Source organism: Butyricimonas sp. (assembly GCF_019423355.1).
In the GTDB taxonomy this organism is placed as follows: Bacteria; Bacteroidota; Bacteroidia; order Bacteroidales; family Marinifilaceae; genus Butyricimonas; species Butyricimonas faecihominis.
On record NZ_JAHZBP010000006.1, the window covers coordinates 118,684 to 131,686 of the forward strand.

10 protein-coding genes and 1 pseudogene are annotated in these 13,003 nt (G+C 43.6%); 4 read left to right on the forward strand and 7 right to left on the reverse strand.

Translation table 11 applies throughout. The features are described from left to right. Positions 1-81 precede the first annotated feature (81 nt). The gene (gene aroQ / locus QVC79_RS09850; protein WP_270593038.1) at positions 82-495 is read right to left on the reverse strand and encodes a type II 3-dehydroquinate dehydratase; all 414 of its coding nucleotides are present in this window, start codon (positions 493-495) and stop codon (positions 82-84) included. 252 nt (positions 496-747) lie between these two features. Between aroQ and xerD the strand changes: the two genes are divergently transcribed. Both xerD and QVC79_RS09860 read left to right on the forward strand, forming a co-directional pair. Further along, positions 748-1,662, forward strand: a complete 915-nt coding sequence (gene xerD / locus QVC79_RS09855; protein WP_124316373.1) for a site-specific tyrosine recombinase XerD — start codon at positions 748-750, stop codon at positions 1,660-1,662. A 57-nt stretch (positions 1,663-1,719) separates the two neighbouring features. After that, on the forward strand, positions 1,720-2,289 hold the full coding sequence (locus tag QVC79_RS09860; protein WP_124316374.1) for a hypothetical protein: 570 nt from the start codon (positions 1,720-1,722) through the stop codon (positions 2,287-2,289). Between the two features lie 130 nt (positions 2,290-2,419). Here the strand turns inward: QVC79_RS09860 and miaA are convergent, their stop codons facing one another. Further along, on the reverse strand, positions 2,420-3,328 hold the full coding sequence (miaA, locus tag QVC79_RS09865) for a tRNA (adenosine(37)-N6)-dimethylallyltransferase MiaA (RefSeq protein ID WP_195666784.1): 909 nt from the start codon (positions 3,326-3,328) through the stop codon (positions 2,420-2,422). Between the two features lie 179 nt (positions 3,329-3,507). Between miaA and QVC79_RS09870 the strand changes: the two genes are divergently transcribed. Beyond that, entirely contained in the window at positions 3,508-4,029 is a 522-nt protein-coding gene (locus QVC79_RS09870; RefSeq protein ID WP_087422362.1) for a GNAT family N-acetyltransferase, read from the forward strand. Positions 4,030-4,084: 55 nt separating this feature from the next. Next, entirely contained in the window at positions 4,085-6,076 is a 1,992-nt protein-coding gene (locus QVC79_RS09875; RefSeq protein ID WP_270593036.1) for a gluzincin family metallopeptidase, read from the forward strand. Positions 6,077-6,168: 92 nt separating this feature from the next. Here QVC79_RS09875 and QVC79_RS09880 read toward each other — a convergent pair whose 3' ends face one another. The 5 genes and pseudogenes from QVC79_RS09880 to ligA form a co-directional block, all read right to left on the reverse strand. Further along, complete coding sequence (locus tag QVC79_RS09880) at positions 6,169-6,759, reverse strand: WG repeat-containing protein (protein ID WP_270593034.1); 591 nt, start codon at positions 6,757-6,759, stop codon at positions 6,169-6,171. Positions 6,760-6,764: 5 nt separating this feature from the next. Beyond that, the gene (locus tag QVC79_RS09885) at positions 6,765-7,466 is read right to left on the reverse strand and encodes a hypothetical protein (protein ID WP_287642472.1); all 702 of its coding nucleotides are present in this window, start codon (positions 7,464-7,466) and stop codon (positions 6,765-6,767) included. A 362-nt stretch (positions 7,467-7,828) separates the two neighbouring features. Then, positions 7,829-10,333, reverse strand: a complete 2,505-nt coding sequence (locus tag QVC79_RS09890) for an ATP-dependent Clp protease ATP-binding subunit (RefSeq protein ID WP_118258399.1) — start codon at positions 10,331-10,333, stop codon at positions 7,829-7,831. A 123-nt stretch (positions 10,334-10,456) separates the two neighbouring features. Next, positions 10,457-11,353 (reverse strand): helix-hairpin-helix domain-containing protein, encoded by an 897-nt coding sequence (locus QVC79_RS17810; protein ID WP_474048265.1) that lies wholly within the window; start codon positions 11,351-11,353, stop codon positions 10,457-10,459. Beyond that, a pseudogene (gene ligA, locus QVC79_RS17815) lies at positions 11,342-12,961 on the reverse strand (NAD-dependent DNA ligase LigA); the annotation flags it as partial. The pseudogene ligA and the gene QVC79_RS17810, both read right to left, overlap by 12 nt. Between the last annotated feature and the right edge of the window lie 42 nt (positions 12,962-13,003).

Here is a 13,003-nt window from a genome sequence, read left to right on the forward strand (position 1 = left end):
CATTAATAATAATAGTTATTCTTCGCGTATTTCCCCAACTTGTAACCTGCAACTTGCAAACCTGTAACGCGGCGAAGCCGCTCACATAAAAGCTTGTAACGCCAGTTCGTAGGATTTCAACCCGAAACCAGTAATTACCCCCCGGCAAACAGGAGTTAGGAAAGAGACATGACGGAAAGTTTCCCGCTTTGCCGTGTTAGAAATATGAACTTCGATCACGGGACAGGGTATTGCCGAAATAGCATCCGCGATAGCAATCGAAGTATGCGTGTAGGCTCCAGCATTCAAAATAATCCCGTCATAGGAGAATCCCACTTCATGAATCTTATTGATAAGCTCCCCCTCCACGTTCGACTGGTAATAATCGATCTCCACCATCGTGTAGAAATCTCTCAGCCCCGACAGGTACTCCTCGAAAGAGGTTTCCCCGTAAATATTTTTTTCCCTGATTCCCAAAAGATTAAGATTGGGACCATTTAAAATCAATATCTTCATATTCTCCGTTTTTACTGAATACAAAATTAACAAAAAAAACGATGATACCGGACATTTCAAGCCGGATTTAGGCATTAAATTTCGGTTACAAAGGCTAATAATAAAAATTATGAGTGTTAAACTTGACAAAACTGTTACAACTCAAAGAAAAAACTTATACCTTTATCTGGCAAAATCTATCAGAATACTCTTGAGATAGGTTTAAAGTGGTGAATTAGAATTTGTATTATTTATTTTGTAACACAGCTAAAAATGATTTGGAACGAAGCGATAGATAGTTTTCGGACTTATTTGATTTTAGAAAAATCACTATCAACCAACTCGGTGGAAGCTTATTTGAATGACATCAGAAAGCTGGGAGCCTATTGTGAACAACGGACACCTACATTGAATCCGAAAGAAGTGTCCTATGACGTATTAAACGAATATATTTCCGCCTTGAAAGACACCGGGGTTACTCCCCGTACCCAAGCTAGAAGTATATCCAGCATCAAATCTTTCTTCAAGTATTTGTTATACGATGGGGCCATCGGACTCAACCCAGCGAACTCGCTTGATGCACCGAAAATCGGACGTACCCTTCCTAGCGTCCTCAGCGTCGAAGAAATTGAAGCCATGATTAACGCTGTGGATCTGACCAAACAAGAAGGACAACGTAATAAAGCAATCCTCGAAACATTATATTCTTGCGGTTTGCGCGTATCTGAACTTGTCAACTTGAAGTTATCACAAATTAACTTCCGAACAGGATACATCAAAATCGAGGGAAAAGGAAACAAGGAACGGATTGTTCCACTGGGAGCGAAAGCCAAAGACGAGATCCGTTGCTATTTGAAAAAAGATCGCGACAGAATGAAAAAAGCAAGAGGATTCGAAGATATTCTCTTTTTAAACAAGATGGGAAAATCTCTTTCCCGCGTGATGATATTCAATATTATCAAGGAAACAGCACTCCGTGCCGGCTTGAATAAAGTGGTATCCCCCCACACCTTCCGCCACTCATTTGCCTCTCACTTGGTAAACGGCGGCGCGGACATCCGCACGGTTCAAGACATGCTGGGACACGAATCTATTCTGACAACGGAAATTTACACGCACCTGGATAACTCATATCTCCGGGATACAATCACAAATTTCCACCCCAGAGCGAAGAAATCCCGCAAATGATCCTTATATTTGTATCCAATACCCGAAAAAGTATTGGATACAAATATTTAAAAACACATGGAAAACAAACAAGATATATTGAAACAGTTGTCCAGCAATGACATGGACATCGTTAGAGGGGCCATCGAACAAATCAAACAAGAAGGTGATATTTCCATCGTCCCCGAATTACTGGACATCCTGTTACAAAGTCAGGACACGAACATCATTACCAACCTCACGGCCTTACTCTCGGACGTGAAAGAATCCGACTTCAAAACAGTCTTGATGGATAAATTGATCAACGCTCCCGAAGGTAGCGGAAAAGCCAATTTATTACGCATATGCTGGGAATCAGCTATCGATTTTTCGGAATATCTGGATGTATTCGTTGATATGTTATTGCATGAAGACTTCATCACAGCACTAGAAGCCTCCACCGTCATTGAAAACCTACACGGTAACATCCCGGAAGAAAAGATTCACATAGCCATACAACGTTTAAAATCCGAAAGTAATGAAGACAACGCCTTCTTACTGGAAGGCACCATCCCTCATTTAGAAGAAATGCTCCTCAAAGAAGAAGAGGATGAAGAAGAACATCATCACGATCACGGACACGATTGTAGTTGCCATTGTCATGATTAGTTCGCCCGCGACAAGATTATCTATTGCGTGATTTAATGATTTCAGATTAGGTGATTATAGAATCGCTGAATCATTTAATCGGCAATCACTAAATCTTTGAATCATTCAATCTAAAATTTAAAATCTAAAATTAATAAAGCCACTCTTTCACCTGTTCGACCTTCTCATCCAAAGGCATATTTCCATCCAGCCATTTGATCTCGAACCCGTCCCGTTCCATTTTACGGAACCATGTCATTTGTCGCTTAGCAAACTGGTGAATGGCAATGTTCAGTTGTTCCACCATCTCGTCATAAGTCAACTCTCCGGTAAGATACAAGGTAAGGTATTTATACTCTAACCCGTAATATATCAAGTCTTCCGGTTTTATTCCCCGGTCAAGCAACCCCTTCACCTCATCAATCATTCCCGCCTGCAAGCGGGCGTGTAAACGTTCTGTAATCCGTTGTCGCCGAGTCTCACGATCAAATAGGACCCCGACAATCAAAGATCGGATCTCCGGGAACTCCCCTTTCACGGGTTCATGAGTAGTATAATACTCGGCAATCTCAATAGCTCGAATCGCCCGCTTTACCGTGTCCGTATCCGTCGTGTTGTGCAAGGAACGATAGGAGGACAAGATGTCGGATAATTCCGCCAACGACTTACAGGCCAACCGTTCCCGTAATTCGGGATTTTCCGGAACAGGAGTCATCCGGTAAGCTTTCAATATGGACTCCACGTACAAACCACTTCCCCCGCACAACACGGGAAAAATACCCCTACGTTCACAATCCTGCCACACTTTTAAAAACTCCTGCTGATACATGAACAGATTAAAACGAAACCCGGCATCGGCAATATCAATCAAATGATAAGGCACAAGCGTACCCTCGTGGACATACTCGTCCAAGTCCTTCCCCGTACCGAGGTCCATACCACGATAAATTTGTCTCGAATCGGCTGAAATAATCTCTCCTTTCAATTCCGCAGCCAAACGTACCGCTAAAGAGGTCTTTCCCGTGGCCGTAGCCCCCAAGATGGTCAGTAAATTATACATGAATATTGCTCTATGATGATACCTGTTTATCTTTCCCGACAAAGATAGTTTTAAAAGTGGCAAGATTTATCTCCCGACCTATTTTTTTCTCCATGTTAACACCAACTAATGCCAAAAAGTGTTATATTTGAAAGCGACAAATAATACTACTTATTCGAAAAAATTATAAAACAGCAACTATGATAAACGATGACATCATTCGCTTAAGAGCTTTAGAACCTGAAGACTTAGAATGTCTGTATCAATGGGAAAATGATATGGATTTATGGGAAGTCAGTGACACGCTTACCCCCTTCTCCCTATTCACGTTAAAGAAATACATCGAAACTTGTCATCTGGATATATATACCACCAAGCAACTCCGCCTGATGATTGAAAGAGTGGATACAAATGCCCGGATTGGATTAGTTGATCTCTATGATTTCGATCCATATCATCAGCGTGCCGGTATCGGGATTATGATCCACAATACAGAAAACCAAAAACAGGGATACGCGACAGCCGCTATCCGTCTGATGATCGACTATTGCTTCGAAACACTGGGACTGAACCAGATTTACAGTAGCGTACCCAGTGGAAACATTGGTAGTCGCAAACTTTTCGAGAAACTCGGTTTCGTGCAGACCGGGTACCGGAAAAACTGGCTCCGCCGGGGAAACGGCTGGGAAGACATTGTATATTTCCAACTACTAAATCAATAAACCAAATCGAGGGGCTGTAGTTTACAGCCCCTCAAATTTATAAACTAAAACGGTTATGAAACACTCGTTATTATTGGTATGCCTATTCTCGGGATTCTTGACGAAAGCTGCAATCCCGGAGAAAACAATTCAAGCCACCATTACCGACATTCAAGCAAAAGGAGTTACTAACACTACCGCTATTGAAACCGGAGTACGCCAAGTCGCCCACCTTTGGCAATCACAAGATGGCACAGACTCCGAATTTCAAGAATTTTGCGTGAAAAACTATATTACAGACCCGGAACAAAAACAACAGGTATTCCAAAAGGTAAGTCATTACTTCGAGGCCTTATGGGGACATTTTAACGAAATCACACTCCAACTTCAATTAAACTTACATCAGGACAACGGTCCTCTTCATGACATCGATCCCATGTTCGGTGCTTACAGTCCCGGCTCTCATTTGATTAATGATTTTTACAACAATAAAATCGGCTTTATCATTGCCCTTAACTTCCCGGAAGTACCTTTACAAGACAAAGAAAAACTAGGTAACGACCGCATGGCTTGGGCCTATGCTCGCCTCGGTGACGTGTTTACCCAACGGGTTCCGGCAGAACTAATTCAAGCTGGTGTAAAAGCGGAAAGTGATGCAGACGTGTATATTTCAAGCTACAACATTTACATGGGTCATGTGCTAAACGCCAAAGGCCAAAAGCTTTTCCCCGAAGATAAAATTCTGCTTACTCATTGGAATTTAAGAGACGAAATCAAGGCCAACTACAACAAAGGGAAAGAAGGGTTGGACAAACAACGCACCGTTTATGAAGTCATGAAACGGATTATCTCGCAGGAGATTCCCGTGCAAGTCATCAATTCCGGAGCTTACGACTGGAATCCTTATACGAACACACTCACTCAAAACGGACAAACTGCCACGGGAACCCCGGAGGCAACAGAACGTTATCAACGTATGTTGAATAACTTCCACGCCATGAAAGCCATCGACCCTTATGCCGGCAAGAATTTCATTGAACGAAAGTTTTCGGGAGAAATGGAAGTATCGGTAGAAGATGTAAAAGCTCTTTTCACCCAATTCCTCACTTCTCCGGAATTGAAAGAAGTCGGCAAAATTATTTCCAAACGTCTAGGCCGCAAACTGGAAGCATACGACATTTGGTACGATGGTTTCAAACCTCGTAGTAATCTGGACGAGGCCAAACTGGATGCCCAGATACAAAAACTTTACCCGAATGCAGAGGCTTTCAAGGCCGGGCTCCCCTCCCTGCTCACACATTTGGGTTTCACCCCCGAAAGAGCAAACGAGATCTGTGATAAAATAGCCGTGGATGCTGCACGAGGATCAGGACACGCGTGGGGTGCCGCCATGAAGGGACAACAGTCCCATCTTCGTACCCGTATTCCCGCGGAAGGAATGAATTATAAGGGGTACAATATCGCCGTTCACGAATTCGGCCACAACGTGGAACAAACTATTTCCATATACAATGTAGACAATTTCATGATGGCCGGAGTTCCCAACACGGCTTTCACGGAAGCACTTGCTTTCGTGTTCCAAAAACGGGATCTGCAATTATTGGGCATTGAAAACAACGATCCGGAAAAGGACAAGATGGACATTCTTGACAAATTTTGGAGCCTGTACGAAATCATGGGAGTCTCCATGCTCGACATCTCCATCTGGGAATGGCTGTATGCGAACCCGAATGCGACGGCAGAGCAACTAAAAGAAGCTTCCATCAACTTGTCAAAAGAAATATGGAATAAATACTATGCCCCCGTCTTCGGCAAAAAAGACGAAACGGTCTTAGCCGTCTATTCCCACATGATCAGTTACCCGCTGTACCTGTCAGCTTACGCCTTCGGTCAGATCATCGAATTCCAGCTGGAAGATTATCTCAACGGCAAGAACTTCGCTCAAGAAGTCGATCGTATCTATCGTCTGGGACGTCTTACCCCGAACGAATGGATGAACCAAGCCACGGGAAATGACCTCAGCGTGGAACCTATGATACACGCTTTACAGAAGATAATCAAAAAATAAATCTATCTACTTCAATATAAAAAGACAGCTGACTGATTGCAGCCGGCTGTCTTTTTATAAAATCATTTCGTTCTTTCTTCTACATAATAAATTCACAACAATATTCGATGCCCACGATTACGATCTATATAAAAAGCTTGTTTCCCATATTTTACAGGGATTAGATTTTCTGCACCATGCAGCATAATATCATCATAGATAAAAGGCACAACAACCTCTTCTTTCATTGTGATACATCCATACTTTTCACCAAGTTTAGCGAGAATCCACCCATATTTATCCGGCCACGAAAGCCATTCGTATTTCAAGGGAACAATAATCTCTTCAAACACATTGATTATTCCCCACTTCCTTTCATATTCTACAATATACAGGGAACTCTCTTTACAAATTTGAATATCTGTATATTTTAACGGTATAAGTACATGACGATCCATATCAATCACACCCCATCCACCGGATTCTTGGTATGTTTCATGTTCTTCAAACCCGACATTAACGGCAATATTCGTTCCTCCGGCATATTGCATGTTATCATATATCGGTGGAATAATAAATTCTCCATTATCGTTGATCAACCCACATTTTTCTTTAACATCAGGATAATCATCAGCAAAAACAGTATCTTTAACCCAGACGATAGCACGTCCGTCGATAAAGGGCCACGCATCAACAAAAAACATACTTCTTATTTACGATTTAACCATTCCATTGCCTCAGGCAACTGTTGTTTTAGAAATTCATACCATTGGTCTGGAGAATAATATTGTGATGTATGACGAATAAAATAAAGATCCAATGAATAGTCATCAGACAAAACGATACTCGCTTTACGAGGATGCGTTCTGTTTATTAGTATTGGCATATCTTTAATCACACATTCTACACCCATTTTTTGCCATGAATAGCCACAACAAGTTTCACTTCGTACACCAATAAAGATGCAATCCGTTGGTTTCAGCACTTTAATCAAATCAGCAAAACAACGCCAAGCCACAAGATAATCTTGCTCCTCCGGGACAGCGTTACTTTGCTTCATCGGGCGTTGAATAAAATTATAAAATGCTATCTTTGACCAAAGATTATCACTATCAGGGAACGTACCTTCCAAGTTTCGATAGAAATTCCAAGTCTCATTGTTAAAATGACATTCTACAATACCTCTCGTCGTCATCTTCGTTGACATGAAATCATCATAACATTCCTGACTAAAAATGCCATTCTCAACGGCATAATGACTATCTCCGATAATAAGAACTCTACGAGTTCCATTCCGGTATTTTTCCCCTACCCAAGGATACCAAGTCAGATTCTCAATCTTGTCAAATTCAGAATCAAAAGTCGTGTCTAAAATATCGCCCATTATCAAAGTTGAAAATTGTTCCATCATGCCATTATTAGTTACTCCAACAATTATTATTACAGTTCTACACCGGATTACCGTTATTTAATGATAACCTTCAAGAATGATTCTTTAAAATTAAGATACTCACTCTTGTTAATACTTTGAATAGAATTTTGTGTACTCACAATACATTCTTTTAAAATTAATAAGTATCAAAAATAGATCAAAGCTTTAAACAAATCAAGTTCATAATGGTTCATAATAAAAAACAAGTACTCGTCTGAGCAAATATATGTCCTCAAACGAATACTTGTGTAAAAGAGAGTATCGTTACTATTAATTATTAGAATGTGTATTCTAAACAACACCCTATCTGCATTTTCGCACCTATGCTTTTATTTCAGTTTTCACTTATTTTCCTTCTCGGTGATAATCAATTTATCGTTTTCTTTATCATAACCGACATCCAGTTCCGTTCCTTCCGCAATACCTTTAATAATCACCTCGGCCAATTCATCCTCCAGATATTTCTGGATAGCTCGTTTCAGCGGACGGGCCCCGTACTGCGGGTCATATCCTTTCTCGATAATAAAGTCTTTCGCCTCTTTCGAGATCGTGATCACCAAACCGAGATCATTTACCCGCTTGAACAGGCTCTTCAACTCGATATCTATAATCTTGTAAATATCCTCTTTAGTCAAAGGATTAAACATGATAATATCGTCAATACGATTCAGGAACTCAGGTGAGAAGGCATTTTTCAACGCTTTCTGAACAACCCCTCTGGCGTACTCGCTATTTCCTTCCATGTTCTGGGAACCGAAACCGATTCCCCGGCCGAAATCTTTCAACTGACGGCTACCGATATTAGAAGTCATGATCACGATCGTGTTCTTGAAATCCACTTTCCGTCCTAGACTATCAGTCAACTGTCCGTCGTCCAACAACTGCAACAGAATATTGAACACATCCGGATGAGCCTTCTCGATTTCATCCAGCAACACGACAGAATACGGTTTACGACGTACTTTCTCGGTCAACTGCCCGCCTTCCTCGTATCCCACGTACCCCGGAGGCGCCCCTACCAATCGGGACACGGCGAATTTTTCCATGTATTCACTCATGTCAATCCGGATCAACGCATCCTCGGTATCAAACAAGTAACGGGCCAGCACCTTGGCTAACTGTGTCTTTCCGACACCCGTCGGACCCAAGAAAATAAATGAACCGATCGGACGATTCGGATCTTTCAGTCCGGCACGATTCCGGTGTATGGCTTTCACGATTTTCTCGATCGCCTCTTTCTGTCCGACAACACTCTCGCTCAATTCATCGTGCATCTGCAACAACTTCATCCCCTCGGTCTTGGCAATACGTTTCACTGGAACCCCGGTCATCATGGCCACCACCTCGGCAATATGCTCTTCGGTCACGGTCACCCGGTTTTCCTGCAAATCCCGCTCCCAATTTACTTTCTCTTCTTCCAATTGTTTCAACAACTGCCGTTCCTTATCCCGGAAAGCGGCTGCCACCTCGAAATTCTGTTGTTTCACGGCCTCCTTCTTCTTCTCCTTCACCTCTTCCACGTCCTTCTCCAACTGTTCGATAATCGGCGGCACATTTATATTGGAAATATGTACTCTCGACCCCGCCTCATCCAAGGCATCAATCGCCTTATCCGGCAAAGCCCGATCGGAGATATAACGGGTTGTCAACTTCACACAGGCCTTGATAGCCTCATCCGTGTAACGCACGTTATGATGATCCTCGTAACGGGATTTAATATTATTCAAAATTTCCACCGTCTCGTCAAACGAGGTCGGTTCCACCAACACCTTTTGGAAACGACGTTCCAAAGCACCGTCCTTCTCTATATTCTGGCGATACTCGTCTAGCGTCGTAGCCCCGATACATTGAATTTCTCCGCGAGCCAATGCCGGTTTCAACATATTGGCCGCATCCAGATTGCCCCCGGAACCTCCGGCCCCGACAATCGTGTGAATCTCATCAATAAACAAAATGATATTCCGGTTCTTCGCCAGCTCGGCAAGAATCGCTTTCATTCGTTCCTCGAATTGGCCCCGGTACTTCGTACCTGCCACGATAGAGGCTATATCCAGCGAAATCACCCGCTTGTCAAACAGTACCCGTGACACCTTTTTCTGAACAATACGCAAGGCAAGTCCCTCGGCAATAGCCGATTTACCAACCCCCGGATCACCGATCAACACCGGATTATTCTTCTTACGACGACTCAGAATCTGTGCCAGACGTTCGATCTCCCGGTCACGTCCCACGATCGGGTCCAAAGCCCCCTCTTCTGCGGCTTTCGTGATGTCATTTCCGAAATTATCCAGCACGGGAGTATCGGATTTGGAAGAAACAGGGCCTCCTTGACGATAAGGATTATACATGGAAGATTCATCGTCTCCGTCCTCCGGATCATCCCCCTCGTCATTAAATTCGGATTGCATCCGCATCTTCTCTTTTAGTACGGCTTCTTTAAAGATGTCGTAATCTATATTCATCGTTTTAAATAGCTTCGTCACAAAGCCGGCTTGATTCCTCAATATTGCCAACATCACGTGTTCCGAGTCCAATTCGTCATCACCCAGATCCCACGCCTCGTCGGACACGCGTTTCAACACGCTATTCGCCGCCAATGTAAAGTCAAGACTTTCCACCTTGTCGGATTTATAGCGTTTCCCCTCCAAGCGTTGCTCTATCTTATCTTTCACCTCATAGAAATCCAACCCCAAAGACATTAATATATCAATCGCCCTTCCACTTCTCAACTTCAGCAATCCCAAAAACAAATGCTCCGGGTAAATCTTGGAATTCCCCAGTCGTTTTGCTTCTTCTCCTGCCGAAGTCATGATCTGTTTTAGTCGTCTCGTATCTTCTTTTCCCATATTTTCAATGCCGCCCTTCCACGGCTTTACTTGTTACTTTTTATTTATCGTAAAGATAAACTATATACTTTAATATTCAAAATAAGTCCACAAGCATTTACAACGTATAAAATATACCAATCTTTATGAACCCATTAATGTGTTAAACTCTTTTTCGGTCAAAATAGTTACATTTAACTTCTGTGCTTTTTGCAATTTACTCCCGGCATTCTCTCCCGCCAAAAGATAAGTCGTCTTGTTAGACACTGAATCACTGACTTTTCCCCCGGCTTTCAGGATAATTGCCTTGAAATGCTCTCTTGGCAGCGAAAGAGTTCCCGTGATCACGAAGGTTGTTCCGGCCAACTGATCGGATTCACCCTCTTCTTCTTGTATTGTCCCGCTAATACCATATTGCAAAAAGCGTTCCATCATCTCCCGGTTCTCCGCCTTTTCGAAATAACGGATCACGCTACCGGCCATCTGATCCCCAATATCCTCGACCTCCGTCAACTGTTCAAACGTCGCATCCATCAACTTCCGGATGTCCTTAAAATGACGGGCCAGATTCCTCGAAGCCGTCTCCCCGATATAGCGAATCCCCAGAGCATTAATGAATTCCGGCAAATTCCGTTGTTTCGATTTCTCGATTCCAGCAACAAGATTATCCACCGATTTTTCTTGTAAACGATACACGCTCAACGTGTTCATTTTCCGGATAAACTTTTCTTTTCCCTGTAAAAAACGATATACACGCTCGGCATCCTCACGTGACATTTCGTCAGTCTCCGCGATCTCATCCAGTGTTGCCGTGTAAAGACGATAAATATAATCAAACTTAACAGACAGTAATTCAGCCTTATGGAAATCAACTCCGGGTATATCCAACGCGTAAATTACCACATCCAACGGTAGCATATCCACCTCACCGGCCTGCTTTAAACGCTCCAGCGACTCGTTGAACGGCATCCGGAAATACTCCAGCATTTTATTGATATTCTTCTCCCGGTCACTGGGGAATTGCAGGTTCCCGACAGCCATCAACTCCTCTTTCGAGGCCCCGGCCAATTTCGTCAGGCTACCGAAATGTTCTGCCAAAACATCCGCGTTTTTGGCAGATATATTCTTCATCCCGATCTCGAAAGCATAAATCACTTTCCCCAACGGAATACTGGTCATCACGTAACTCTCCGGGTAAAGAATCTTTTCCAACCCGATCAACTCCTCCCGACGGGACGGCAGAGAATAAATATCCGCAACATCCCGAATAAACCCTTTTGTCAGCAATAAATCAATGGTCTCACCCCCCATTCCCTCTATATCCATCGCCTTCCGGCTCACGAAATGTTCCAGTTTCCCGGCAATCTGCGGGGGACAGTGATCTTCGTTCGGGCAATAATGATTTGCCTCCCCTTCATTACGAATCAACGGGGTACCACATTCCGGACAATGCGTGATAAACTCGATTACCGGGGCATCAGCCACTCTCTTTTCCACGTCCACCCCCACGATCTTCGGGATAATCTCTCCCCCTTTCTCCACGTACACCATATCGTGCAGGTGCAAATCCAACTCCCGAATAATATCTTCATTATGCAGTGAGGCCCGTTTCACGGTAGTCCCCGCGATATGAACGGGTTCCAAGTTAGCCACCGGGGTAATCGAACCGGTACGTCCCACTTGGTAATCCACGCTAAGCAATCGGGTCTCCACCCGCTCCGCCTTGAACTTATAGGCCACGGCCCAACGAGGCGATTTCGCCGTGTACCCCAGCTGCAACTGCTGCTTGATACTATTCACCTTGATCACGATCCCGTCAATCGGCACCGGAAGATTCTTCCGTTCCACATCCCATTTGTGAATAAAATCAAGAATCTCGTCTATATTGTGACATAACCCGATATACGGGGGAACATTAAAACCCCATTCCCTCGCTTTCATCAAATTCCCGTAATGTGTCGGGGTCAACGTGATTTCTCCCGGCACGTAATATAAATAACAATCCAACTGCCGCTTGGCAACAATGGAAGAATTCTGCAACTTCAACGTACCTGCCGCCGCATTCCGCGGGTTGGCAAATAAAGCCTCTCCCGCCTCCAGCCGTTCCTCGTTCAATCGATTAAACACGGCAAAAGGCATCAGAATTTCCCCCCGAATCTCGAATTCCGCGGGATAATCCTCCCCCTGCATATGCAATGGAACCGTTCGAATAGTCCGTACATTAGTTGTCACGTCATCCCCCTTCACGCCATCACCCCTCGTCACCGCCACCTGCAAATTCCCATCTTCATAGCGCAGGCTGATAGAAGTCCCGTCATACTTTAACTCGCAGACATACTCCACGTCATCTCCCCCGATACCTTTTCGCACCCGTTCATCAAAATCCCGGATCTCCTGCTCGCTATACGTGTTCGCCAATGACATCATGCCATATTTATGCGCCACCTGCACGAACTCATTCGTCGTGTCGTTCCCCACCCGCTGCGTCGGTGAATTCGGATCAAACATTTCCGGATGCTCTACCTCCAACCGTTCCAGCTCATGCATTAACTCGTCAAACTTCTGATCGGTAATCACCGGCTCATTCTTCACATAGTACAGGTAGTTGTAATGCTCCAACAACTTTCTCAACTCAACAATTCTATCCATAACAGTTTCAAGTTACAAATTACAGGTTACAAGTTAAAATTT